Source organism: Streptomyces sp. NPDC058375 (assembly GCF_042723425.1).
Taxonomy (GTDB): Bacteria; Actinomycetota; Actinomycetes; order Streptomycetales; family Streptomycetaceae; genus Streptomyces; species Streptomyces durocortorensis.
The window spans coordinates 1-23,842 of record NZ_JBHXJG010000058.1 but is presented as its reverse complement, the minus strand read 5'-3'; the positions used below and the strand labels follow the sequence as shown (position 1 = coordinate 23,842).

Annotated in this window: 24 protein-coding genes; 17 read left to right on the top strand and 7 right to left on the bottom strand. The window is 70.1% G+C overall.

All coding sequences use genetic code 11. The annotated features are described in order from the left end of the window. Positions 1–10: 10 nt before the first annotated feature. Positions 11–631: a TetR family transcriptional regulator gene (locus tag ACFWM7_RS12860; RefSeq protein ID WP_383259200.1), complete on the bottom strand. Its 621-nt coding sequence runs from the start codon at positions 629–631 to the stop codon at positions 11–13. A 166-nt stretch (positions 632–797) separates the two neighbouring features. On the opposite strand from ACFWM7_RS12860, the gene ACFWM7_RS12855 reads away from it, so the two are divergent. After that, entirely contained in the window at positions 798–1,598 is an 801-nt protein-coding gene (locus ACFWM7_RS12855; protein WP_383259197.1) for an IclR family transcriptional regulator, read from the top strand. A gap of 307 nt (positions 1,599–1,905) precedes the next feature. Here ACFWM7_RS12855 and ACFWM7_RS12850 read toward each other — a convergent pair whose 3' ends face one another. Further along, positions 1,906–2,712 (bottom strand): enoyl-CoA hydratase/isomerase family protein, encoded by an 807-nt coding sequence (locus ACFWM7_RS12850; RefSeq protein WP_383259194.1) that lies wholly within the window; start codon positions 2,710–2,712, stop codon positions 1,906–1,908. Between the two features lie 197 nt (positions 2,713–2,909). Between ACFWM7_RS12850 and ACFWM7_RS12845 the strand changes: the two genes are divergently transcribed. After that, a complete protein-coding gene (locus ACFWM7_RS12845; RefSeq protein ID WP_383259188.1) occupies positions 2,910–3,326 on the top strand; it encodes a nuclear transport factor 2 family protein in 417 nt (138 codons plus the stop codon). 22 nt (positions 3,327–3,348) lie between these two features. On the opposite strand, the gene ACFWM7_RS12840 is transcribed toward ACFWM7_RS12845, so the two are convergent. Next, positions 3,349–5,043 carry a 3-ketosteroid-delta-1-dehydrogenase gene (locus ACFWM7_RS12840; RefSeq protein WP_383259182.1) on the bottom strand — a complete coding sequence of 565 codons (1,695 nt, stop codon included), beginning with the start codon at positions 5,041–5,043 and terminating at the stop codon, positions 3,349–3,351. 315 nt (positions 5,044–5,358) lie between these two features. Between ACFWM7_RS12840 and ACFWM7_RS12835 the strand changes: the two genes are divergently transcribed. Genes ACFWM7_RS12835 through ACFWM7_RS12825 form a run of 3 tightly spaced genes read left to right on the top strand, consistent with a single transcriptional unit; the run spans position 5,359 to position 7,620 of the window. Beyond that, positions 5,359–6,174: an SDR family NAD(P)-dependent oxidoreductase gene (locus ACFWM7_RS12835; RefSeq protein ID WP_383259179.1), complete on the top strand. Its 816-nt coding sequence runs from the start codon at positions 5,359–5,361 to the stop codon at positions 6,172–6,174. Further along, positions 6,171–7,046, top strand: coding sequence for a TIGR03619 family F420-dependent LLM class oxidoreductase (locus ACFWM7_RS12830; protein ID WP_383259176.1), 876 nt, complete (start codon positions 6,171–6,173; stop codon positions 7,044–7,046). Before ACFWM7_RS12835 ends, ACFWM7_RS12830 begins: the two co-directional genes overlap by 4 nt. 49 nt (positions 7,047–7,095) lie before the next feature. Then, the gene (locus ACFWM7_RS12825; RefSeq protein ID WP_383259173.1) at positions 7,096–7,620 is read left to right on the top strand and encodes a nuclear transport factor 2 family protein; all 525 of its coding nucleotides are present in this window, start codon (positions 7,096–7,098) and stop codon (positions 7,618–7,620) included. A gap of 118 nt (positions 7,621–7,738) precedes the next feature. On the opposite strand, the gene ACFWM7_RS12820 is transcribed toward ACFWM7_RS12825, so the two are convergent. The 4 genes from ACFWM7_RS12820 to ACFWM7_RS12805 form a co-directional block, all read right to left on the bottom strand. Continuing rightward, a complete protein-coding gene (locus ACFWM7_RS12820; RefSeq protein WP_383259170.1) occupies positions 7,739–8,203 on the bottom strand; it encodes a nuclear transport factor 2 family protein in 465 nt (154 codons plus the stop codon). 5 nt (positions 8,204–8,208) lie between these two features. Beyond that, positions 8,209–9,033: a hypothetical protein gene (locus ACFWM7_RS12815; RefSeq protein WP_383259165.1), complete on the bottom strand. Its 825-nt coding sequence runs from the start codon at positions 9,031–9,033 to the stop codon at positions 8,209–8,211. Between the two features lie 395 nt (positions 9,034–9,428). Beyond that, positions 9,429–10,625 (bottom strand): NADH:flavin oxidoreductase, encoded by a 1,197-nt coding sequence (locus tag ACFWM7_RS12810; protein WP_383259162.1) that lies wholly within the window; start codon positions 10,623–10,625, stop codon positions 9,429–9,431. A gap of 78 nt (positions 10,626–10,703) precedes the next feature. Then, on the bottom strand, positions 10,704–11,528 hold the full coding sequence (locus ACFWM7_RS12805) for an SDR family oxidoreductase (RefSeq protein WP_383259159.1): 825 nt from the start codon (positions 11,526–11,528) through the stop codon (positions 10,704–10,706). A 128-nt stretch (positions 11,529–11,656) separates the two neighbouring features. On the opposite strand from ACFWM7_RS12805, the gene ACFWM7_RS12800 reads away from it, so the two are divergent. The 12 genes from ACFWM7_RS12800 (at position 11,657) to dmpG (ending at position 23,790) form a co-directional block, all read left to right on the top strand. Continuing rightward, complete coding sequence (locus ACFWM7_RS12800; RefSeq protein WP_383259156.1) at positions 11,657–12,280, top strand: TetR/AcrR family transcriptional regulator; 624 nt, start codon at positions 11,657–11,659, stop codon at positions 12,278–12,280. A gap of 354 nt (positions 12,281–12,634) precedes the next feature. Further along, positions 12,635–13,792 carry a serine hydrolase domain-containing protein gene (locus ACFWM7_RS12795; RefSeq protein WP_383259153.1) on the top strand — a complete coding sequence of 386 codons (1,158 nt, stop codon included), beginning with the start codon at positions 12,635–12,637 and terminating at the stop codon, positions 13,790–13,792. Beyond that, on the top strand, positions 13,789–14,652 hold the full coding sequence (locus ACFWM7_RS12790; protein ID WP_383259150.1) for an SDR family NAD(P)-dependent oxidoreductase: 864 nt from the start codon (positions 13,789–13,791) through the stop codon (positions 14,650–14,652). Before ACFWM7_RS12795 ends, ACFWM7_RS12790 begins: the two co-directional genes overlap by 4 nt. Positions 14,653–14,981: 329 nt before the next feature. After that, positions 14,982–15,908 (top strand): SMP-30/gluconolactonase/LRE family protein, encoded by a 927-nt coding sequence (locus tag ACFWM7_RS12785; RefSeq protein WP_383259147.1) that lies wholly within the window; start codon positions 14,982–14,984, stop codon positions 15,906–15,908. A gap of 87 nt (positions 15,909–15,995) precedes the next feature. After that, positions 15,996–16,901, top strand: coding sequence for an SDR family NAD(P)-dependent oxidoreductase (locus tag ACFWM7_RS12780; RefSeq protein ID WP_383259143.1), 906 nt, complete (start codon positions 15,996–15,998; stop codon positions 16,899–16,901). Between the two features lie 21 nt (positions 16,902–16,922). Further along, positions 16,923–18,152, top strand: a complete 1,230-nt coding sequence (locus tag ACFWM7_RS12775; RefSeq protein WP_383259140.1) for a cytochrome P450 — start codon at positions 16,923–16,925, stop codon at positions 18,150–18,152. 17 nt (positions 18,153–18,169) lie between these two features. Next, positions 18,170–18,490, top strand: coding sequence for a 2Fe-2S iron-sulfur cluster-binding protein (locus ACFWM7_RS12770; protein WP_383259137.1), 321 nt, complete (start codon positions 18,170–18,172; stop codon positions 18,488–18,490). Then, positions 18,487–19,767, top strand: a complete 1,281-nt coding sequence (locus tag ACFWM7_RS12765) for an NAD(P)/FAD-dependent oxidoreductase (protein ID WP_383259134.1) — start codon at positions 18,487–18,489, stop codon at positions 19,765–19,767. The genes ACFWM7_RS12770 and ACFWM7_RS12765 overlap by 4 nt, the downstream gene beginning before the upstream one ends. 76 nt (positions 19,768–19,843) lie before the next feature. Next, entirely contained in the window at positions 19,844–20,668 is an 825-nt protein-coding gene (locus ACFWM7_RS12760; protein WP_383259131.1) for an LLM class F420-dependent oxidoreductase, read from the top strand. A 305-nt stretch (positions 20,669–20,973) separates the two neighbouring features. Then, positions 20,974–21,798 (top strand): 2-keto-4-pentenoate hydratase, encoded by an 825-nt coding sequence (locus tag ACFWM7_RS12755; protein WP_383259128.1) that lies wholly within the window; start codon positions 20,974–20,976, stop codon positions 21,796–21,798. Positions 21,799–21,805: 7 nt separating this feature from the next. Beyond that, entirely contained in the window at positions 21,806–22,756 is a 951-nt protein-coding gene (locus ACFWM7_RS12750) for an acetaldehyde dehydrogenase (acetylating) (RefSeq protein ID WP_383259125.1), read from the top strand. Further along, the gene (gene dmpG / locus ACFWM7_RS12745) at positions 22,753–23,790 is read left to right on the top strand and encodes a 4-hydroxy-2-oxovalerate aldolase (protein WP_383259123.1); all 1,038 of its coding nucleotides are present in this window, start codon (positions 22,753–22,755) and stop codon (positions 23,788–23,790) included. The genes ACFWM7_RS12750 and dmpG overlap by 4 nt, the downstream gene beginning before the upstream one ends. Positions 23,791–23,842: the final 52 nt, after the last annotated feature.

Here is a 23,842-nt window from a genome sequence, read left to right as displayed (position 1 = left end):
ACAGGCCGACTCATTCGCGCGCCGCGGCGGGCAGGCCCGCCGCCACGCCGTCCAGCACCGTGCTCAGGCCTGCCCGCAGCAGATCGGCGATGTCCTCGTCGGTGCTGGTGGCGACCCACTGCATGAAGATATGGCGGGTTGCCTGGACGACGAGGTAGGCGGGGAGTGTCCTGCTCAACGGGTGATCTGCCCGGCCGAGCCGCTTCGCGAGAAACTCCGCCACCGCGTCGCACAGCTCGTCATCGGCCTCCAGCCAGCGTAGGCGGTACTGCGGGCTTTCCGCGATCAGTGTGAGAAGCCGGCGATCGAACGGGCTGAGCACACCGTCGTTCATCGCCGATGTCCAGGCCGCGACCAGTGTGTCGACTATGTCGTCGCCCTCGGGTGCGGTGCGCAGGGTCTCGATGACCAGGCTCGCGCTGTGGCGGAACAGCGGCTGGACGACATCCTCCTTGACGGCGAAATGCCGGTAGAAGGTGCGCGTCGCGATGCCCGCCGCGTTGGCGATGCGCTCCACGGTCGCGGAGGTGTCGCCGTCCGCGACGAAGATCTCGACCGCCGTGTGCGCGATCGTCATCCTCAGCTCTTCCGCGCGCCGCTCGGTCAGCGTCGGCCCTCCGCGCTTCACCACGGCCGTACTCCTCCAAAAGCGGGAGCGGCGCCGGGCACCGCAAGATCGTATGCGGAAATGGGATCCGATCCGTTTACACGCCTGCAATCTGCCAGTAGACTCATACCTGTCAGTATGTGACAGGTTGGCAGATTGTGCAACCAGGCGACGGAGCCAGGAGGTGGCGATGACGACTGCGCCGAGCCGGACCACCCCGGTCGCCATGATCGACAGAGTGGCGTCCCTGCTGGAGGTCTTCGACGGCCGTCAACAGCTCACACTGGTCGAGATCTCGCGGCTCGCCGGCCTTCCGCGTTCGTCGGCGCACCGCATCCTGCAACGCCTCGTGGAGCTGGGCTGGGTCGAGCGGCAAGGGTATGAATACGCCCTGGGTATAAGGATGTTCGAGCTCGGTGCCCAGGTCGTACGACGAGACCGTGTCCATCAGGCGTCGCTGCCCTTCATGCACGCGCTGCACAGGTCGACCGGCCTGACCGCACATCTGAGTGTGCTCGTCTCCTCGGAGGTGCTCCACCTCGAACGAATCGGCGACTGGCCGCAACGGGGGAGAGGCTGGCGGCTGGGAGCCCGGCAGCCGGCCGTGCATGCGGCGGCAGGCCGTGCTCTGCTCGCAGAACTCGCCGAGAGCGAGCAACCCGACCTGGATTTCCCGGCCCCCGCGACCCCGTACGGCATCAGCACTCCGAGACAGCTGCGCCACGAACTCGACCGTATCCGCGACCGCGGCGGCATCGCGGTCGATACTCAGGGCTGCACCGCGGGGGTCACGGCGGTGGCCGCCCCTATCGGTCCTTCCGAAAGCCGGATCCGCGCGGCGGTGTCGCTGTGCGGCCCTTCCGAGGCGATGCCCCTGCAATCGGCCATCGATGCCGTCCGAGCCGCGGCGATGGACATCTGGTACGCGGCGTCGGGCATGAGCCGCCTTCGCGCGCGGGGCCGCACCGTCCCACCGCCACTGACCACCTGACGCCCCGGGCCCGCGTCGTCCCGCTGCCCTACCGGTACCGATCGGGCCCCGGTTTTCGGAACACGGCCCGAGCCGGCCAGGGTGGGACGACGTGCATCGCCGAGTGGCGTTCAGGGCAGAGCCCCGCGCCGAACACGTTGTGAGCCTCGGCACCGGATGGGCCACGCGTGAGGCCGCCGATCGGTACGACCGCCGGGACGACCGCGCGAACCCGGTGCGGAGAACGACGCGTTCGCCCGGACGCGGTGTCCGCTCGACCGGAGGGCCGTCATCGGCCGTCAGAAGAACGGCTGATGACGGCCCGTCATCATGCGCCGCGAAACTCCGGACGGCGGCGCTCAAGACTCGCCGCGATGCCTTCGGCGCAGTCCTGAGTGGCCCACAGACGCGCCTGCTCGGCCAGTTCGTACTCCAGAGCGGCCCGGACCCGGTCCGGCAGGTCCGCGCGGAGCGTGGCGCGTATCGAGCGGACCGCGAGGGGAGCGGCCGCAGCGATCGAGCGTGCCCAGTCCAGAGCGGTCTCGCGCACGCGGCCAGGCTCGGCGAGCCTGTCCGCCAGCCCGATACGGACCGCCTCCTCGCCGCGGACCGGCCTTCCGGTCAGCAACAGGTCCGACGCGACGGGCCTGCCGACGAGCTCGGGCAGCGTCACGCTCAGGCCGAAACCCTGATGGAATCCGAGCAACGCGAAGTTCGCGACGAACCGGGAACCGGCCTCGGCGACGCGGAAGTCGGCGGCGCAGGCCAGGCCCAGACCGCCCCCCACGGCCGCCCCCTGTACCGCCGCGATGACCGGAGTCCGAATCTCGAACAGTTGGGCAGCCCGGCGGTACAGACGTTCCGATACGGCCACCCGGTCCTGCGCGAACCCGCCACCGTCACCGAAGTCGGCCCCGGCGCAGAAGTGCTTCCCCTCGGAAGCCAGGACCAGTACCCGACAGGCCGGATCGTCATCGAGCCGACGGGCGGCGTCGACGATCTGCCCGATGAGCGCCTCGTCGAAGAAGTTGGCGGGTGGCCGGCGCATCGTGAGGAGGCCGACACCGCCCTCCACCGTGACCGACAGATCAGGGCTTTTTGGGGGCGTGCTGCGGGCGTCGGTGCCTGTTGTCACGGGAGCGGCCTCCATTGCGGTGGTGAAAGGTCTGCGTCCACGCTGCCCCACGGGCGCTCCTGCCATCGGCGGGATGTCCGGTGAGTGGACGTTCGGGCCCGCTGAGGAGGCGGAGCGGCGGACGATGGTGCTCCAAGGGGCCCGGGCCGGTTCGGCGACGGCCGCCCGTTCCCCGCCCTCCGACCTTGGGGAGAGCCGTGAACACCATCGAGAAGTCGGGGGCGGACGCCCCGGACGCAGCCCGGATCACCGATGTCCTGTACGCCTTCGCCCGCCTCGCCGACGAGGGGGCGCCGGGAGACCTGGGTGCCCTGTTGGCCGACGACGTGGAGTGGCGGATGGCCGGCACCACCTGGAGCGGGAGAGAGGAAACCGTCGCCGGACTGGTGCGGATGCGCGAACTCGGCCACGCGGGCCCCGGCTCGGGGAACCGGCACCTGATCACCAACCAGGAGGTCCGCGTGCTCGGGGACAGCGCCACGGCCCGCTCGTACTTCCTCCTGGTCTCCAGCGGCGTCCCCGCCGTCGTCGAGACCGTCGGTTCCTACCGTGACGAACTGCGGCGTTCCGGGGAGGGGCGCTGGGTCATCGCCCGGCGTGAAGTGACGACTTGATCCCGGGCCGCCGAAGAGTCGCTCACTTCCGTCCTGCGGCGTGCCGGGCGGCGACGGTCGCGTACACCAGTCCCTGCCCGATGGTGGCTCCGGCACCGGGGTAGACCGTGCCGAAGGCGTTGGCGGCGGTGTTGCCGATGGCGTACAGCCCCTCGACGGGAGCGCCGTCCGGCCGCAGGACACGTGCGTCACCGTCGGCCCGCAGCCCCCCGCAGGTGCCCAGGTCGCTCAGGACGACGCGGACAGCGTACAGCTGTCCTGTCAGCGGCCGCAGGTTGGGGTTCGGGGTGACCGTCGGGTCGCCGTAGTACCGGTCGTAGGCGCTGGCGCCGCGGTGGAAGTCCTCGTCGTTCCCGGCTGCGGCCAGCTCGTTGAAGCGGCGCAGTGTCGCGGTGAAAGCGCCCTCCGGCAGCCCGGCGCCACGGGCGAGAGCGGGGGCGCCGCCTGCCCGGTGGGCGATGCCCGCCTCGTACCACTCCTTGGGTAGGGGCATCCGCGGGAAGCACGCTCCGGCGAAGACGTAGCTGTTGCGGTACTGCTGGTCGAAGACCAGCCACAGCGGGCCGGCCGGGTCGCCGGCGCGCTCCCGTTCCAGCAGCCGCTGCCCGAAACTCATGTAGTCGGTGGCCTCGTTGACGAAGCGCCGGCCGCTGCCATCGACGATCAGGGAGCCGGGCAGAGCGCGCTCGGCGAGCAGAACCTGGGGGGAACCGCCTGGCAGCGGGGCCACCGCGGGGAACCACCAGGCCTGCTCCAGCAGGTCGGTATCGGCTCCGATGTCCTGAGCCACCCGTATGGCGTCGCCGGTGTTGCCAGGACTGCCCAGGCTCCAGCCCGGCTCAAGATGCTTCGACTGGTGCGCGCGGCGCTGCTCGATGTCGTGGTCGAACCCGCCGGCGGCCAGCACCACGCCCCGCCGGGCTGTGACCGTCACCTCGTGGCCGTCCTGTTCCAGCACGGCGCCGGTGACCCGGTCGCCATCGGTGACCAGGCGGCGCAGCGCGGTCCGCGTCCACACGGGGATTCCGGCACGCAGCACTCCGGCGTACAGGCCGCCGGCCAGCGCCTGCCCGCCGGCGGCGTACTCGCGCCCGATCAGCTTGCCGCCGAGACCCTGCGCCGCACGCTTCGCGATGCGCGGGAGGCCGGAGCGCGGCAGGCGGGCGAACAGGTTCATCCACCGGTAGTCGGCGCCGGTGATCGGCATCGGCACGGGCGACTCCATGACGGACGGCCGCAGCCGTGCCCGCTCGCTGCCGAGTACGGAAAGGTCGAAGGGCCGGCATTCACAGGTGCGTCCTGCGGCGGAGCCTCCGGGGAGTTCCGGGTGGTAGTCAGCGTAACCGCGGGCCCAGAAGAAGCGCATCGGGGTGGTCTGCCGCAGCATGCGCAGGGTTTCCTCGCCGTGATCGAGGAAGCTGAGCCACCGCTCTTCGGTGGTGCTCGCGCCGACCGCCGCCTGTACGTACGTACGGGCGCGCTCGGCGGTGTCGCCGGCCCCTTCGGCGGCCAGCAGGGAGCTGGCCGGGATCCAGAAAGCGCCGCCGGAGCGGGCCGTGGAACCGCCGACGTACTCCGTCTTCTCCACGACCAGGGTCTTCAGGCCGGCCTGGTGCCCGGCGAGGGCGGCGGCCATGCCGGTGCCGGCGCCGACGACCAACAGATCGACAGTGGTGCCATCGACGGCCGGAACGGGGGCCGGTGGGGTGTCGGGCATAGCGGTCTCCTCGTGGTGCTCCTGCGCGGTCGCGGCGAGTGTCGTACGGGAGGGCACGGTCGCAAAGTGCCGGTCCCGGTGTGCGGGACGGGTCGAACCCCGCGACGGGCTGCCACCCTGCTGCCACCGGCTGGATACCCCGCACGGGCCGGGCGCCCGAGCCTCTGCGCCGGGAGGGCTCGCGGTCCGGTGGCGCTCCCACTGGCCGGGAGCACCGCTTGGGCCGCTGTCGCGCCACGCGCCAGAGTACGGGCGCTGGAGGCATGTGTTGGAGCTTGCCCGGACGGACGGATTCCGCGGCGGACAGGGAGACGGATGAACGCGCACATCGATGACGGGACGATCGACCGGGCGACGTACGGCCCTTGGGCGGTCATCGCGGGAGGGTCGGAGGGCGTGGGCGCCGAGCTCGCCGACAGACTGGGCGCACAGGGAATCGACCTGATCCTCGTCGCCCGCAAGCCCGGTCCCCTACAAGCCACTGCGGACCGGGTCGCCCGGGCACACGGAGTCCAGGTCCGTACCCTGTCCGGCGACCTGCTCGACCCGGGCGTGGTCCGGAGAGTCCGCGACCTGGCGGCGGAGGCCGATGTCGGCACCTTCATCTACAACGCGGGCGCCAACACCTACGGCGCCGAGTTCGTCGAGGGCGACCTGCCCTCCTTCCAACAGGTCATCGACCTCAACATCACCCGTCAGCTGGAACTCACCCAGCACTTCGGCGCACGTCTCAAGAAACGCGGCAAGGGCGCCCTCGTCCTCGTCGGTTCGATGTCCGGCTACGTCGGCCACGTGGACATCAGCGTCTACGCCGCCGCCAAGGCCTTCGAGCGGATCTTCGCGGAAGGCCTCTGGGCGGAGCTGCGACCGCACGGAGTTCAGGTGCTGCACGCCGTCCTGGGCCTGACCCGGACCCCTGCGATGGAGCGGATCGGGTTGCGTATGGATCTGCCCGGGGTTCACGTGGCCGACCCCGGGGACATCGCCGAGGAAATGCTCGCCCGCCTCGGTGACGGCCCCGTACAGGTGCTCGGCGGCAACGAGGAACAGGCACTGAACCACTGCGGCCCTGACCGGGCGCGGCTGGTCACCGAGGTGGAGGTCGGCATTCGCCGGATGAGCCCGCGGTGACGGCGCCTCGACCGCCGCTGCGGCTGGGGGTGATCAGCCCGGTCGTGACCCGTCTTCCCGGCGCCCACTCGGCCTGGGAGGAGAAGGCGGGCATCGCCGAACTGGCCACGATCGCGCAGGCCGCCGACGAGCTCGGTTACGACCATCTGACGTGCAGCGAACACGTGGCCGTCCCGACCGAGGTGGCGGCGGTGCGCGGTGCCACGTACTGGGATCCGCTCGCCACCTTCGGCTACCTGGCCGCCCTCACCCGCCGCATCCGCCTGGCCACTCATGTCCTGGTCCTCGGCTACCACCACCCCCTGGAGATCGCCAAGCGCTACGGCACGCTGGACCGCGTCAGCGGTGGACGGCTCGTGCTGGGCCTCGGCGTCGGCACCCTGGAGGAGGAATTCGGTCTGCTGGGCGCCGAGTTCAAGGACCGCGGTGCGCGTGCCGACGACGCACTCGCCGCGTTGCGGGCCTCGCTGTCGCGCCGCGATCCCGAGTACCACGGGCGTTACTACGACTACTCCGGCATGGTGGTCGAGCCCCACGCCGTGCAACCGCGCGTACCTCTCTGGATCGGCGGCCGCACCCGCCGATCGCTGCGCCGCGCGGTCGAACGCGGCGACGGCTGGTCCCCGTTCGGAATGTCCCTGGACCAACTGGCCGAACTGCTCGGACCGGTGGAGCTCCCGGACGGCTTCGAGGTCGTCCTGACCCCGTCACGGCGACTGGATCCCCGTGACGATCCGAGGTCGGCCGAGGCACTGCTCCGGCAGGCGCGGCAAGCGGGCGCCACCGTGGTATCGGTCCGGCTCGTGTCGTCCTCGGCTGACGACCACTGTGTGCAGCTGGAAGCCCTGACCCGGGTGGCCGAAGCGTTGTAGCCGCCACCGGGCTACGGAGTGATTCATCTATCGCGAGGAGCGAGGGAGCATGGACCCCGAAGTGGCACCGGGCACCGAGCCGACCCCGTCCGTGGCCGAACTGGCCGCACGGCTCGCGGCACTGACGGCCCGTGTCACCGAGTTGGAGGACGAGCTGGCTGTCCGCCGGCTCATCGCGTCGTACGGGCCGACGGTCGACAGCGGCGACGCCGGGGCGGCAGGAGCGTTGTGGACCCAGGACGCCGTCTACGACATGGACGTCGGCGTGCTCAACGGCAGTGCCGGAATCTCGAAGATGGTTCTCGGCACCACTCACCAGGAGATCATCGGCGGCGGCTCGGCGCACAACATCGGGCCCGCACTCGTCGAGGTCGAGGGGGGACGGGCTACTGCTGTCACCTACTCCCAGATCTTCCGCGGCGACGGCGACGGCGGCTTCTACGTCTGGCGGATCGCAGCGAACCGCTGGGACCTGGTGCGGAACGAGGCCGGTTGGCGGATAGCCGGTCGGCTCACCCGCCTTCTCGACGGCCGCGAGGAGGCCCGCGAGATTCTCGGCGGTGCTGTGCGCTGACCCCCTGCCCGGCTGGGAGAGGCGATCGACTTCCCGGACCGGGTTCGTGGAGTGGGAGCGCGTCGCGGTCGTCGTGTTCTCACGGTCTTTCGTGTTCCGGGACGTACGGGTGGGCGGCTCAGCTGCCGGGCGCGGTGACGGTACGCAGGTCCATCCACAGCACATGGACTTCGCGGCGGGCGATGCGCCAGCCCTCGGATGTGCGCACGTAGGTGTCCTCGTAGCGCACGGGGCAGTACAGGTCGGTGGCGGTTCCGTCGGCCTCGGTGTAGTGGTGGGCCTCGCACAGTGCGGTCCCGGCTGCCGTGCCGCCGTCCGTGGCGACGACGGCGACATGGGTGGTGACCGGGTGGAAGAGCCCGTCGAAGGCCGCCAGGTCGTCTATCTCGCCGACCAGTTCGGCCGGACCTGTTCGGCGCAGCGTCTCCTTGCCGTCCCGCCCGTAGGCGACCAGGACGCCCTCGGCGGTGAACACGCCGGTGAAGGCTTCCCGGTCCCGTGCGTCGAGGGCGAGCGCGTACCGCTCGGACAGCTTTCGCAGAGCCAGTTCGTCGGCGGGGTTGGATGAGGATGGCTGAGGCACGGCGGTCATCCGTCCTGTCCGGCGGAGGCCGCGGGCGGACACGGCTGGAACGGTGCACAGGCGGCGAGCGGGGCGGAGAAGACGGTGTTCTCCTCGTCCACGGAGCCACCCTTGTCGTGTTCGGCCAGGCGTCCGGCCACTTCGAGAGGATCTTGGTCCAGATACAGCAGCCGCGCCCGCAGTTCGTGCGGGACCAGGGCGTCCGCCTGCTCCGGCTGCCAATGCGGCCGGGTCGGCTCGTGCAGGCTGAAGGTCCACGCGCCGGCCACACCCGGCACGTCGAGGAGGCCGGGGACGCGCACCCGGTCCTCGCGACGGTACGAAAGATGTGCGTCGTGGCCCATCGGTTCGGCCATCCGCGTCAGGGTGACGTGTACTCCGGTGTTCGGCCGGTAGGGCAGTACCTCGGGGGAGACCAGGGCGTGCGGTGCGGCATAGCCCTTGACGGGGGTGAAGAAGCCCATGAACGGCCGCTGCACGCCCGGGATGCCAGGGCCCCGGCCCCACTGTATGGAGTCGGTGCCCAGCTTCCGCCATGCGGCCACGGATTCCTCGTACGGCGGCAGGAACCAATACATCGTCATCGAGTCGACCCCGGCCAGGTGGTCGGCGATCCGCTCCAGCCCGCCGGCCCCGGCGATACGTGTCCACCGCTCGCCCCAGGCCACTCCGGGCAGCGCGCGGTTCTCGGGGATGTGGTCGTAGACCTGCCAGTCGTGGTACTCGGGCAGCAGAGCCGGATCGGTCACGTCCACGAATGACAGGAAGGCCCGTTCGGAGAACACTTGACGTCCTTTCGCCTTGAGGGAGTTCGTGGCTCTGTCGGTCACGACCGCGCCTCCGCCCGTGTCGGCGGCCTCGCCGTCCACGTGGAGTGCGGCACCGTCGACATCGGTGGGCGCGGCGCAGGGGCCGCTTCACCGCCATCGTCGCCGAGCCTCCTCGCGGGAGGCACTCGGGATACGGCACCGCTGCAGGCGTGGGCCGGATGGTCTTGCGCCTGGCCCGGCCGGCTCCTGATTCCTACTCCTGCCGCGGCGCTGGAGACGCCGTCTCGTCCCACTCAGCGGGAGCACGGGCGGGCAGAGGGCGGAAGGGCTGTCCCGTGCGTGACGTCGATAGGCGGGACGTGTGGCGTCCGGCGTGATCAAGGCGTGCGATCCGTCATGACCAGTTCCGTGCACCGGTCCGAACCCGCGCCTTCCGGAGAACCGCCGGACCGGGCTCAGACCCCGGCCGGCTGTCCCTGGTCGTCGGCTCCGGCCAGGACGCAGTGGGTGCCGCTGAAGATGGTCGGCATGCACTTGTTGCAGTGGATGCACAGGGAAGGTGTCGACGGATCCTGTTGCAGGCGGTTGAGCAGGTCGGGCTCGCGGAGCAGGGCGCGGGCCATGGCGACGAACTGGAAGCCCTCCGCCATCGCCCGGTCCATGGTCGCCTTGGTGCTGATGCCGCCGAGCAGTACCAGCGGCAGACCGAGCGCGGCACGGAACTGGCGGGCGCTGTCCAGGAGATACGCCTCCTGGTACGGGTAGCTGTGCAGGAACTTGCCGCCCACCATCTGGATGCCGAGTTTGAGCGGCTGGGGCATGGCGGCGGCGAACTCCCGCAACGGCGCCTCACCACGGAACAGGTACATCGGGTTGAGCAGGGAGCTGCCCGCAGTGAGTTCGAGGGCGTCGACACTGCCGTCGCTCTCGATCCACTGGGCGACCTGAAGGCTCTCGTCGAGCCAGAAGCCTCCCGGCACACCGTCGTCCATGTTGAATTTGGCCAGGACAGCGATGCGGTCGCCCACCTTGTCCCGCACCGCGCGGCACACGTCGCGGGCAACCCTGGCGCGCCCCTGAAGCGAACCCCCGTACTCGTCCTTGCGCTTGTTGATCTTCGGGCTCAGGAACGAGCTGGCGAAGTAGTTGTGGCCGAGATGGATCTCGACCGCGTCGAAGCCGGCTTCGATCGCGTACTGGGCGGCGTCCGCGTGCGCACGGGTGATGCGGCGGATGTCGTCCTTCGAGGCGGCCCGGATGACCGAGAGTGCCTGAGCGCTGAACGTCCGTGACGGTGAGAGGGCCGGCACTTTGTTGGACTTGCCGTTGGCCACAGGCCCGGCGTGGCCGATCTGCGCGGACACCGCGGAGCCCTCCGCGTGCACTGCCTCGGCCAGGCGGCGCAGCCCCGGCAGAGCCTCTGGACGCATCCAGATCTGGTCGTACTCGGTGCGGCCCTCCGGAGCGACCGCGCAGTAGGCCACGGTGGTCATGCCTACGCCGCCCGCCGCGTGACGGCGGTGGAACTCGATCAATTCGTCGGTGACCACGGCATCCTTGGTCATGCCCTCAAAGGTCGCCGCCTTGAGGATGCGGTTGCGCAGTGTCACAGGCCCCAACTCTGCGGGCCGGAAAACATCGGGAGTCGTCATCTTCTTCTTCTCTCGGGCTGAGGTGAGCCGGATGTGAGGGGAGCGAGCCGACAAGGGCCGGGCGGCCCGTGGGATCGGTCAGACAGTCATCGCCGTGGGCTGTGCGTCGGGACGCATGGCGGCGTCGGTGCCGCCGTCGACGACGAGAGTGGCGCCGGTGGTGAAACGAGCTTCCGGACGCAGGAACTGGTGCACCCAGAAGGCGACGTCCTCCGGGGCGCCGAACATACCGAGAGGCATGGGCGTGGGGAAGGCGTCCGCGTCCAGATCCTCGGCGCGGCCCCCGGCGAGCATCAACGGGGTGAGGATGGCCCCAGGGGCGATCACGTTGAGCAGGACACCCTGCCTGGCCCACTCGGTGGTGACGGCGGTCTGTCGGGCCCAGCGGGCCAGCGCGAACTTGGTGGTCGCGTACGCGGAGATGGTCGGGGACGTGGCCCGGACCTCGGCGGGTGTCGCGGCCTGCGCGCCACGGGCGTGCTCGCGGGCCGTCTCCTCGTCACCGGCGAGGAGCAACTCGACCAGCCTGTCATCGATCATCGGGACGGTGGTGGAGGAGTTGGAGCCGATCACCACGACGCGCCCCGCGCCGGAAGCGGCGAGCGCGGGGCGGAGCCCCTCCAGCATGCGCACCGGATGGAAATAGTTGATCGACACCACGGTGCCGGCGTCCGGCATCGAAGGGCCGACACCGGCGACGGCCGCCACTCCGTCGAGCTGCCCGGCGCACCGCTCCAGCGCCTCGGAGACCGCCGCCGCGCGGCCCTCGTCCGTGCCGAGGTCGGCCGTGATGTCGGCGTCACGCAGATCGATTCCGATGACCGTGTGGCCGGCATCGCGCAGCCTGTCGGCGGTTGCGGCCCCCATTCCGGAGGCAGATCCGGTGACGACGTAGTTGCCCATGGCGAGAGTCCTTGTGATGTCGGGGGAGAGGTGGGGGAGGTAGACGCACGTTCGCGCCTCGGTCTGTCCAAACGTAAATCAATCAGTGATTGAATGATAGTTCTCCGCAGTGTGCTCCAATGAGCCGCATGGCGGATGAATCGTCCTCGACCAGGGACCGGCTGCTGGACGCGGCGGAGAAGCTCTTCCTCGATCACGGCGTGAATCAGGTGTCTGTCCGTGCCATCAATGCCGAGGCAGGCCTGAATCCCGGAGCCGTCCACTACCACTTCGGATCGCGCGAAGGCCTGGTGGCGGCGCTCCTGGAACGAGAACTGGAGCCTCGGTGGCGCGACTGCCTGGATGAGCTGGCAGACCCCGCGGCGTCGGACGAAGCCGACCCGACCGGGGTCGACATGGTGGCGCTGGTCACGGCCCTGGTGGAGCCGTTCGACGACATGGTCCGCTCCTCGCGGGGGCGCGTACTCTGCAGCCTGCTTGCCCAGATATGCCTCGGCGCCGAGCCACCACGCCTGCACGCCCCTTGGTTCGGGTCCGCCCCATTCGAGGTGATGCTCGGCAGAGCGCTGCCCCATCTCACCGTGCACGAGATCGCAGACCGCTGGCGGCTCGCCTTCACCCTGCTTCTGCAGCTCTACGGCCGGCCCCAGGCCCCGGGACGCTTCGCCGCCGCCGAGCCGTCCTTCCCGGCTGTGGGGACCGTCATCGCGTTCATCGCCGCGGGACTGACCGCTTCCTCACCCGAGAGGTGACCAGGCGGGCGGCATCCCGTCGAGGTCACACCGCCGCTCCTGGACGGTCCATGACGGAACTCGGACCCGATGATCATGGCGTTCCCCGGGGTGCCGATCCCGGGACGCGGAACGTCGCGTTCGTCGGTTCCTGCCGTGACGGACTGCGGCGTACAGAGGAGGGGCGTCGGCTCATCGCCCGGCGCGAAGTGACGACCTGACGTCCTGCCCGCCGACAAGCCGTCCACTGAGCGGAACAACGCACTCGGGCCGCCTCGTGTCCGGCCTAGCCTCAGGCAGTCAGCGGGATGACAGCCACCGCCACCGCATGGCACGCCGCGGCTTACTCCGCTCGCACCCGCACGAGGAGAGCTGATGACCACCCTTCGCCCCCCTGATCGACGTATCACCGCAGCCCTCGACCGAGCCCTGGAGCTGGGTGAGTCCGGTATATCCGTCGCGGCCTACCACCGCGGCGAGTTGATCGTGAACGCCGTAGCGGGGGTCGGCGACGTGGACAAGGGAACCCCAGCCGACGAGCGCACGCTCTTTCCGGTGTTCTCCGTGACCAAGGGCGTCACCGCGATCGCCGTCCACCTCCAGGCCGAGCGCGGCCTGATCGACCTCCAAGCGCCGGTCGCCCGGTACTGGCCGGAGTTCGCGGTCAACGGCAAGGAATCCGTCACCGTCGAACAGGCGCTCTCGCACCGGGCCGGAATCCCGCAGATGCCCGAAGGCGTCACACCGGAGCTTCTGGCCGACTGGGAGTGGATGACCGAGCGCGTCGCCGGGTTCACCCCGGTCTACGAGCCTGGCACCGCCAACGCCTACCACGTTCTCGTCTGGGGCTGGATCGTCGGCGAAGTGGTGCGCCGCACGGACCCGGCCCGGCGGCCGTTCGACGTCTTCGTCCGCGAGGAGATCACCGGGCCCCTCGGTGCCGACGACTTCCATCTGGGAGTGCCTGACGCCGACCTTCCCCGGGTGGCGACACTGTACGGCGGAAACGAGTTCAGCATCGTCGACGAGCACAACGTCAGCCCGAAGGCGGTGTTCCCCGGCTCCGACGCGCACAATCTGCGGACGGTGCAGCAGGCCGTCGACCCGGGAGCAGGCGCCATCACCACAGCGGACTCCGTGGCACGGATCTTCGCGATGCTCGCGGAGGGCGGCGCACTGAACGGCGTCCGCCTGCTCTCGCCGGAGAGGGTGGCCACCTTCACCCGGCCGCGTGAAGGTGCGTACGACGCGGACAAGGTGCTCACCATTCCCGTGTGGTTCGGTGCGAACGGATTCTGGCTCGGCGGTGAGGCCGGGGCGTCCGACCCGCTGGTCGGAGACCACCGGGAGATCATCTACAGCCCAGGAGCCGGGGGTTCGCTCGCCTGGGCCGATCTCCGAGATCGTCTGGCGGTGGCGATCTGCCACAACAACATGGACAGCCCCGCTGTCGTGGACCCCGAGAGAACGTTCGCACCGGTGGTGCGGGCCATCCGCGAGATCGTCGCCGAGCGTGAGGAGAGCACTCGATGAGTTCGGCGGAGGAGCTGTTCGGCGGAGGGGTCGCCGTGATCACCGGAGCCGGCGCGGGAATCGGCGCCGGCCTGGCCGGCTACGCCGGGCTGGAACTCGGCATGACAGTGGTGCTCGCCGACGTCGACACCGAGGCGATCGCGTCCCTGCGCGCCGAGTTGGAGGAGGGCGGTGTGCGCGCCCTCGACATCGCCTGTGACGTACGGAATCCGGCCGACCTCGAAGCTCTGGCGGAGCGTACCCGTGAGGAAGCCGGTCCGGTCAGGCTGCTGGTGAACAACGCGGGCGTGGAACAGTTCGGCTACCTGTGGGACACCCCGGTCGCCAACTGGGACCGCCTCGTCGCGATCAACATCAGCGGAGTCTTCTACGGCATCAGGGCGTTCCTGCCGGGGATGCTCGCGGAGCCTGGACCGTCGTGGGTGTGGAACCTCTCCTCCGTGGGCGGGGTCAGTGCCAGCCCCTTGCAAGCGCCGTACATCATGAGCAAACACGCCGTGCTGGCCCTCACCGAGTGCCTGCGCCAGGAGGTGGAGCTCGCCGGCCACGCCCACCACGTCCACGTGCAAGCGGTCCTTCCCGGTGCCGTGGTTTCGAACATCTTCGAGTCGGCCGGCGCCGTCCACGACGGAGACACCGCTGCCGCGGAGGACCACCGGGCCGCCATGCTGCGGGTGAAGGAACAGGCCATGGACCCGCTCGCGGCGGCCGAGGTCTTCTTCGACCAGGCGGCGGCGGACGAGTTCTACCTGCTGTCCCAGCCCTTCGTCGCCGGTGCCATGGCGGCGCGGGCCGAGATCTTGACGCATCGGCGGGCGCCGCTCCTGCCGGAGGGTGGCTTCTCCGTGCCCACCGGCTGATCCGTCCACCGACACCGGAGAGCGCGATACCGGATTTCCGCCTACGCGGGGACCTCGGCGGATTTCCGCCGGCCATCGTCGTCACGGCGGAGTCCGACCCGCTCCCGGACTGGGGGAGCGATACGCCCACCGGGTTTGCGCGAGGCCGGAGTGCAGACCACGCTCACGCGCTACCCGGCTCGTACCACGCATGCACGGTGCAGTCGGGCCACCTCGCCGGAGGCAGGCCGGCCCTCGCCGAGGCGGGGCACTGCTGCGGGCCAAGTTCGCCCACCCGCTTCCCTTTTGACCGCCTGGCCCATGGCCCGGCACGACGACCAGGAGGACCCGTGACCGACACCGCCGTCGATCCCTTCGCCAGCGCCCTCGACATCACACCGCACGAGCTTTCGAGAGGCTACACGTGGGCCGAGTGCCCTCGTTGGCATGAGGGCGCGTTGTGGTTCAGCGACATGTACGCCCACCGGATCGTGCGGCTCGACGAGGACGGCACTCCGCACACCGCGCTCGACCTCTCCACGCGCACCTCGGAGAACGGCGTCGAGACCATCCCGGGCGGGTTCGGATGGTTGCCCGACGGACGGCTGATCGTGACCTCGATGCACGAGCGGCTCGTCCTGGCCTTCGACGGGGAGCACGTGACCGAACACGCGGACCTGCGTGCGCTGGCCACCGGCCCGATCAACGACATGGTCGTGGACGCCGACGGCCGCGCCTACGTGACGCAGCTGGGGTTCGAACTGTTCCAGGGGGAAGAGCCCCGTGATGCGGCCTTGCTTGTCGTGGAACCCGATGGAACGGCCCGGGCGTTGACAGAACTGGGCGGTTTCTCGGGTGCCAACGGCATCGCCGTCAGCTCGGACGGCAGCCGATTGGTGACGGCCGAAGCATTCGCCAACCGCCTCACCATCCTGGACCGTGACGAGGCCGGTCGGCTCAGCGGGCGCCGCGTCTTCGCCACCACTTCCTCCCTGCCCGACGGCATCTGCCTGGACGACGACGGCGGGGTCTGGGCCGGAATGCCATCGGTTCCGGCGGTGGCCCGCTTCGTCGAGGGCGGAGCAGTCACCGACATCGTGCGGTTCGCTCCCGAGAGCGCTCTGCCCCCCGCCTGCGTCCTCGGCGGCCCCGACCGTCGCACCCTGTACATCTGCGCCGGTCTGGACGTCCTGGACTGGGGCGAGTCCCGCCGCAACCGCCGCGGGACGATCTGGACGGCCCCGGTCCGTGTGAGCGGCGGCGCCAACCGTCCCTGACCTCCAACCGCAGGTCGTGCACCTTGGCGCGACCGGACCCGACAGCGTACGCGTACAGCGCTCCGCACTGCAGATGGGAACTCAGCTGTGAAACCCCTGTCCTTCACCGACCGCGTCGTGGTCGTGACCGGTGCCGGGCGCGGCATCGGCCGGGCGCATGCCCTGCTGCTCGCCGCCCGCGGCGCCGGTGTCGTCGTCGCCGATCTCGGATCCCGGGTGGACGGAGCAGGCCGGGACGGTGACGATCCCGCCGGGGACGTCGTGGCCGAGATCCGTTCAGCCGGAGGTCGCGCCGTGGCCAGCCGGGCCGACATCTCCACCGAGAGCGGCGCCGCAGAGGTCGTCGAAGCGGCCGTTGCGGAGTTTGGTCGCCTCGACGCGGTCATCAACAACGCGGGGATCGTCCGCACCGGGCATTTCGACGAGGTACCCATCGAGGAGTATCAGCGCCACCTCGATGTCCACTTCTTCGGATCGCTCCACCTCTGCCGCGCGGCATGGCCCCATCTGATCGCCTCCGGTACCGGTCGCGTCGTCAACACCGTCTCCGCGGCCATGCTCGGCAACCCGCTGATGACGCATTACGGGAGCTCCAAGGGAGCGGTGTTCTCCCTCACTCGCAACCTTGCCATCGAGGGCGCCGAACACGGTGTTCTCGTCAACGCACTGGCCCCCGGTGCGGGCACCCGCATGGTGGAGAACTCAGCGGATTCGCTGGAGCCGGACGTACTGGCCTATCTGCGAACGCAACTTCTGCCGGAGCACGTCGCTCCCGTGGCCGCGTTCCTCGTCCACCCCTCTTGCCAGGTCACCGGCGAGGTCTTCAACGCCGCCGGCGGTGCGGTGAGCCGCACAGCCCTGGTGAACACCGCCGGTATCCACGATCCGGCCCTGACGGCCGAAGCCGTGGCCGAACGGTTCGACGAGATCATGGCTCTCCCGCCCGGGGTGAATCCCGAGGTCATCGCAGCCCCCCGGCCCCACACCGCCTGACACGGATCGGAGAGAACCACCATGACCGAGACCACCACCGCAGGTGGCGTCGAGTTTCCCTACGGCCCCCTGCCGGCCCCCGAGGCGGTGGAGCATCTGCGGCGTCTCATGGCCGACCGCCCGATGACCAGGACCACCATGCCGTACGGCGGCGACGTGTGGGTGATACACCGCAACCGTGCCGCCAAGGAGGTGCTGGGCGACGCTCGGTTCGTTCGCGAGCCCTTCCGTACCGGCGAGCGCGTGGTGCCGTTCTACGTGCAGTTCCCTGACTTCCTGCTCACCACCCTGCAGTTCGAGGACCCGCCCCAGCACACGAAGCTGCGCAAGCTGGTCCAGAAGGCAATTTCGCCGCGGCGGGTGCGGGACATGCGCGCCTCCGCGGTCGCCTTCGCCAACGAGCTGATCGACGGCATGATCGAGCGCGGTGGCGTGCGCAACTTCATCTCCGAGTACGCCGTTTCGTTGCCCATCGAAATGCTGAGCTCCCTGCTGGGTGTGGATTCCGCGGACCGGGAGAAGTTCGAACGGTGGGCTTCGTCCGGGCTCGCCGTGTCAGGCAAGGCCGAGGAGGAGATCGCCGCCGACATGGCCGAACTCGCGGCGTACATGACGGACCTGATCGCCCGGCGTCGCGCGGAACCGAGGGACGATCTGCTCAGCGCGCTGGCACATGCCCGCGACCGCGACGAGACCCTCACGGACGCCGAGATACTCCCCATCGCCTTCATTCTGATCGTCGGCGGGTTCGACAACACCGCCAACTTCCTGACCACCGGCGTGTTGTCGCTGCTGCGCTCGGACGAACAGCGGGCATTGTTCCTGACCGACCCCGACGGGCTTGCGCCCACAGCCGCCGAAGAGGTGCTCCGGCATGGCTCGTTCGTCATGGGCGGCCCGGTGGTCGGCGCGGGCGGCCTGGTGCCGTTCGTCGCGACGGAAGACGTGGTCGTGGACGGGCAGCTGATCGCCCGGGGCGAAGCGGTCAGTGTCGATCCCACCGCGGCCGGGCACGACCCCGAGGCGGTGGAGGACCCGGGACGGTTCGACATCACCAGGCAGGCCAACCCCCATCTGACGCTCAGCCACGGTCTGCACCACTGTCTCGGCGCCCCGCTGGCCCGTATGGAGCTGCAGGTCGGCATGGCCGAGATTTTCAAGCGCATCCCCGACCTGCGCCTGGCGGGGGAGCCGGTCCGCCGCGAGGACGTCCTGACCCGGCCCATGACCAGCGTGCCGGTCACCTGGTGACGGAGAGGAACGTACCCGTGCCGAAAGTCATCTACAAGCAGCCCGACGGCGCCGAACGAGTGATCGAAGCGGGAGCAGGCGTCTCCGTCATGCAGACCGCTGTCCGCAACGGTGTCCCGGGCATCCTGGGCCAGTGCGGCGGCGTACTGTCCTGCGCGACATGCCACGTGTTTCTCGCCGAGGAGAACGCGGACGACTTCACGGCGGTCAGCGAGGACGAGGACGAGATGCTCGACTGCGCCGCCACCGACCGCGAGGACAACTCCCGGCTGTCGTGTCAACTCGTTCTGGCCCCGGGGCAGGAGGTCCGTGTGACCGTGCCGGAAACCCAACTGTGAGTGTCGACGGCCGCCTGCTCGTCGTGGGCGCGGGCCAGGCGGGTGTTCAGGTGGCGAGCAGTGCACGCGAGTTCGGGTGGCGGGGCACCATCACGCTGGTCGGACAGGAACCGTACGCCCCTTACGGCCGCCCCCCGTTGTCCAAGGACTTCCTGCGGGGAGAGTCGCCCGTCGAGTCCCTCGCGTTGCGTACCGCCTCCTTCTACGCCGAGCAGCGGATCGACCTGCTGCTCAACGAGGAGATCGGGCAGCTGAGCCTGGACGGGACGGGAGCAGGCACGGCCACGTCCGTCTCCGGCCGGCGATGGGCGTTCGAGCGACTGGTGCTGGCCACTGGGGCGCAGCCGCGGCGCTTGCCGATCGAGGGGGACGACCTCGCGGGAGCGCTGGTGCTCAGAGATGTCCGCGACGCCCAGAAGCTGGCCGGGTGCCTCGCCGAGGTCACCGACCTCGTCGTGGTCGGCGGCGGGTTCGTCGGGCTGGAAGTGGCCGCCGCCGCGGTGGCGGCCGGTGTCCGTGCCACTGTCGTGGAGGCGGCTGCCGCTGTGCTGAACCGCGTCGTCAGCCCGGCCGCCGCGGGGATCGTCGAAGCGGCGCACCGCGCGGCGGGCGTGCGCGTCCTCACCGGCGTGCGCCCCCGGCGCCTGCGCGGTGACGCGGGCGGAACGGTCACCGGTGTCGAACTGGAGGACGGCCGGGAACTGCCCGCGCAGCTCGTCCTCATGGGCGTGGGCGCCGAGCCCCGCGACGGACTTGCTCGTAACGCGGGCCTGCACTGCGACAACGGGATCGTTGTGGACGACCGCTCGCTCGCCTCCGACGGGTTCACCCTCGCGGTGGGCGATTGTGCGAGCCTTCCCGACCCGTCCCCGGGTCCAGAGGGCCTGTCGAGGCCGCGACTACGGCTGGAGAGCGTCGACAACGCGGTCGAGCAGGCCAAGGCCGCGGCTCAGACCCTTGTCGGAGCCGACGGGACGTACCGCAGTCTTCCGTGGTTCTGGTCCGAACAGGGAGACGTCAAGCTACAGATCGCGGGACTGGCCCGTCCGGAGGACGAGAGCATCGTGCGTCCCGGAACGCGAGCCGGCAGGGCGACCGTGCTGCGGTACCGGGGCGAGCAGTTGGTCGCCGTCGAGTGTGTCAACAACCCCGCCGAGTTCCTCGTCGTGCGCAAGGCGCTCGGTGCGGGCACGCCTCTGCCGCGGGATAAGGCCGTGGACACGACGCTCCCTCTGAAGAAGCACTTCGCCGTACAGACCGTGGCCGACCGCACTTGAGGGCGCGGGCACGGGCGGTCACAAGATCAATCGGAGGCCACTCGTTGAGGTGCGCCATGGCCAGGATCGGAGACACATGAAGTTCGGGGTCGCCACGTTTCTCACCGACGAGAGCATTCGGCCGACGGCGCTGGGGCCCGCACTGGAGGAGCGCGGGCTGGACGCGCTCTTCCTCGCCGAGCACACCCACATCCCCGTCGACCCCCACATCGGCGAACCGGGGTCCGTACTGCCGCGGAAGTACTTCCGCACCCTGGATCCGTTCGTCGCGCTGGGCGCGGCGGCGGCCGTGACGCGCACCCTCACTCTGGGCACCGGTATAGCGCTGGTGGTCCAGCGCGACCCCATCACCACCGCGAAGGAGGTCGCCACCCTCGATCTCGTCTCCGACGGCCGGGCCGTGTTCGGTGTCGGGGCCGGGTGGAACCGTGCCGAGATGGCGCACCACGGCACCGACCCGCGCACCCGCGGAGCTCTGCTGGACGAGCGGCTGAGGGCGATGATCGAACTGTGGACGAAGGAGAAGGCCGAGTTCCACGGCAACTTCGTTGATTTCGGTCCCTCCTACGCGTGGCCGAAGCCGGTGCAGCAGCCCCACCCGCCGATCTACGTGGGCGGCGACAGCGAGGCAGCCTGGGCACGCCTCGCCGCATACGGTGCGGCCTGGATGCCGAACAGCGTCGTCCCCGAGGAGTTGAGCGCGAAGATCACCCGGATGCGCGAGGCGACCGGAACGCGGACTCCCGTCGTCGTCCACGCGGCCCAGTACGACAGCAAGAGCCTCGAAACCTACGCGAGCGCCGGGGTCGAGCGTGTCCTGCTGGACCTGCCGACCGCCCCGGAGGACGAAGTGCTCAAGGTGCTCGACGAGATGGCTGCTGCGGCGACGCCCTACCGCTGACCGCATCGTCGAGCCGGCTCAGCAACGGAGACTCTGCCGGCACCAGTGGCCCTTCCCGGCCCGGTGCCGGCTCTTTCGTGCCGGAACGCGCCCGCTGCCCTCGCCCTCCTGCGGGTCTTCGGAACGGACGTTCTGGTCGATGGCGTGCGCCGGGGGACGTGACACAGACGGTCTGCTCTCGCATCCCGTCCCACTGAGCGAAACCTCCCGTGGCCGGGGCGGCCCGCGAAGATCAGGGTGGGTGGAGCCGAGCAGGACGTGCCCTGCCGAGGATGACACCGAGAACCCGGAGGAAGAGGAGTCTGATGGCAGAGCGTGCGCAAGCAGTGTCCGTCGCGGAACCGGCCGCGGTGGCCGCGGCAGCCGCGCGGCTGGGCCGCGCCGAGGCGGAGCACCGCCCCTGCGCCCCCGTCCGTGACCTTCTGGGCCCTACGGACATCGCCGCCGCGTACGCCGTGCAACAGCGGCTCGCGCAGGACAGGCTGTCCCGGGGGGCCCGGGTGGTCGGCCGCAAGATCGGACTGACGTCGGCGGCCGTGCAACGCCAAGTGGGCGTGGACCGCCCGGACTTCGGCATTCTCTTCGACAACATGGACATGACGGGCCAGGCCGTGGCGGTCCCCAGCGAGCGCTTGCTGCAGCCCCGGGTCGAGGCCGAGATAGCCTTCGTCCTCGGTGCGGACCTGGACCTGGAGGACCTGGACCTGCGCCGGGTGCGCGCCGCCGTCGATCACGCCCGTGCCGCCCTGGAGATCGTCGACAGCCGGATCGACGGATGGGACATCGCGATCACGGACACGGTGGCCGACAACGCCTCCTCCGGTCTCTTCGTCCTGGGAGCCGACCGGGTCCCGCTGGACCGCTTCGAGCCGCGTGAGGTCACCATGACGATGTCGCTCGACGGCCGCGAGGTCTCGACGGGAGACGGGGCCGCCTGCCTGGGTGATCCGCTCGAAGCCCTGCTCTGGCTCGCGCGCACCGCGCGTGAGTTCGGGGAACCGCTGCGCGCTGGTCAGGTCGTGCTTTCGGGGGCCCTGGGCCCTCTGGTGCCGGTCGGTCCGGGCGCCGCCGTGCACGCCGAGATCTCCCCGCTCGGCTCCGTATCCGCCACGTTCACCAGCACTGAGTGAGGTCGAGGTGAAGAAGACCAAGGTCGCCGTCATCGGGTCCGGCAATATCGGCTCCGATCTGATGATCAAAGTGATACGGCTCTCCGAACGTCTGGAGATGGCCGCCATGGTGGGCATCGACCCGGCGTCGGACGGGCTGGCCCGAGCCGCCCGGCTGAAGGTGCCCACGACCGCCGAGGGGGTGGACGGCCTCATCGCGATGGAGGGGTTCGAGGACATCGGCATCGTCTTCGACGCCACCTCGGCCAAGGCGCATGTCGAGAACGCCAAGCGGCTCGTGCCTCTGGGCAAGGTCATGGTGGACCTCACCCCGGCCGCGCTCGGCCCCTACGTGGTGCCGGCCGTCAACCTGGACGAGCACCTGGACAACTCCGCTGCCAACCTCAACATGGTGACCTGCGGCGGCCAGGCCACTATTCCCGTTGTGCACGCGGTCAGCCGGGTGAGCCCGGTCGCCTACGCGGAGATCGTCGCCTCGATCTCGTCCCGTTCGGCGGGGCCGGGGACGCGCGCCAACATCGACGAGTTCACGGAGACGACCTCCGCGGCCATCGCCTCGGTCGGCGGCGCCCTGCGAGGCAAGGCGATCATCGTGCTCAACCCGGCCGAACCGCCCATGATCATGCGGGACACCGTCTACTGCCTGACCGGCGATGTGGACGAGCGAGCGGTCGTCGAGTCCGTCACCGCGATGGTGGCGGCCGTCGCCGAGTACGTGCCGGGATACCGCCTCAAGCAGGACGTCCAGTTCACCCCGGTGCCGGCGGACGAACCCGTCCACACCCTGCTGCCACCCGGTGCGCCCGAGGTCACCACCAAGGTCACCGTCTTCCTGGAGGTCGAGGGCGCGGCCCACTACCTGCCCGCCTATGCGGGCAACCTCGACATCATGACCTCCGCAGCCCTCCGTGTCGGCGAGCGTGTCGCCGAGCGTTTCCTCACCGAGGTGACCCCATGACCGACGTTGCCGTCCCCCGCCTCTACATCCAGGACGTCACCCTGCGCGACGGCATGCACGCCATCCGCCACCGCATCGATCCCGCCGACGTCACCCGCATCGTGCGGGCCCTCGACGCCGCCGGCGTGGACGCCATCGAGGTGGCCCACGGCGACGGACTGGCCGGTGGCAGCCTCAACTACGGGTCCGGCAGCCACAGCGACTGGGAGTGGATCGAGGCCGCGGCGGACGCGGCCGAGAACGCGGTCCTCACCTCCCTGCTGCTGCCCGGCATCGCCACCATCGCCGAACTCAAGCAGGCCTATGCCCTGGGGGTGCGCTCGGTACGGGTGGCCACGCACTGCACGGAGGCGGACGTCGCGGCCCAGCACATCGCCACCGCACGCGAACTGGGCATGGACGTCTCCGGTTTCCTGATGATGTCCCACATGGCGCCGCCTGCCGAACTGGCCCGGCAGGCGGCCCTGATGGAGTCCTACGGCGCCCACTGCGTATACGTCACCGACTCCGGCGGGCGTCTCATGCCGCAGGGGGTCCGCGACCGGATCCGCGCCTACCGCGACGTCCTGGACGAGGCGACCCAGATCGGTATCCACGCCCACGAGAACCTCTCCCTGTCGGTCGCCAACTCCGTGGTGGCGGTGGAAGAGGGGGTCATCCGTGTCGACGCCTCGCTGGCCGGGCAAGGGGCCGGGGCAGGCAACTGTCCGATCGAGCCGTTCGTCGCGGTGGCGAACCTGCACGGCTGGAAGCACGGCTGCGACCTGTTCGCCCTGCAGGACGCCGCCGACGACCTCGTACGGCCGTTGCAGGACCGCCCCGTACGCGTCGACCGCGAGACGCTCACCCTCGGGTACGCGGGTGCCTACTCCAGCTTCCTGCGCCATGCCGAGACCGCCGCCGACCGGTACGGCCTGGACGCCCGGGACATCCTCGTGGAGGTCGGACGGCGAGGGCTGGTGGGCGGCCAGGAGGACATGATCGTGGACATCGCCCTGGATCTCACCGCGGCGGCGTCCCAGAAGCAGGAGTGAAAAAGAGGTCCGTGCAGTGGGGTCACGGCGCGGGGCGGGAGAGGCTCGGAAG

Excerpts from the sequence above, each read along its gene's own strand:
- ACFWM7_RS12800 (WP_383259156.1), top strand. The coding sequence starts at position 11,657 with ATGGCGGATGAATCGTCCTCGACCAGGGACCGGCTGCTGGACGCGGCG.
- ACFWM7_RS12755 (WP_383259128.1), top strand. The coding sequence starts at position 20,974 with ATGGCAGAGCGTGCGCAAGCAGTGTCCGTCGCGGAACCGGCCGCGGTG.
- ACFWM7_RS12840 (WP_383259182.1), bottom strand. The coding sequence starts at position 5,043 with ATGCCCGACACCCCACCGGCCCCCGTTCCGGCCGTCGATGGCACCACT.
- ACFWM7_RS12775 (WP_383259140.1), top strand. The coding sequence starts at position 16,923 with ATGACCGAGACCACCACCGCAGGTGGCGTCGAGTTTCCCTACGGCCCC.
- ACFWM7_RS12760 (WP_383259131.1), top strand. The coding sequence starts at position 19,844 with ATGAAGTTCGGGGTCGCCACGTTTCTCACCGACGAGAGCATTCGGCCG.
- ACFWM7_RS12825 (WP_383259173.1), top strand. The coding sequence starts at position 7,096 with ATGGACCCCGAAGTGGCACCGGGCACCGAGCCGACCCCGTCCGTGGCC.
- ACFWM7_RS12810 (WP_383259162.1), bottom strand. The coding sequence starts at position 10,625 with ATGACGACTCCCGATGTTTTCCGGCCCGCAGAGTTGGGGCCTGTGACA.
- dmpG (WP_383259123.1), top strand. The coding sequence starts at position 22,753 with ATGACCGACGTTGCCGTCCCCCGCCTCTACATCCAGGACGTCACCCTG.
- ACFWM7_RS12795 (WP_383259153.1), top strand. The coding sequence starts at position 12,635 with ATGACCACCCTTCGCCCCCCTGATCGACGTATCACCGCAGCCCTCGAC.
- ACFWM7_RS12855 (WP_383259197.1), top strand. The coding sequence starts at position 798 with ATGACGACTGCGCCGAGCCGGACCACCCCGGTCGCCATGATCGACAGA.
- ACFWM7_RS12835 (WP_383259179.1), top strand. The coding sequence starts at position 5,359 with ATGAACGCGCACATCGATGACGGGACGATCGACCGGGCGACGTACGGC.
- ACFWM7_RS12805 (WP_383259159.1), bottom strand. The coding sequence starts at position 11,528 with ATGGGCAACTACGTCGTCACCGGATCTGCCTCCGGAATGGGGGCCGCA.
- ACFWM7_RS12790 (WP_383259150.1), top strand. The coding sequence starts at position 13,789 with ATGAGTTCGGCGGAGGAGCTGTTCGGCGGAGGGGTCGCCGTGATCACC.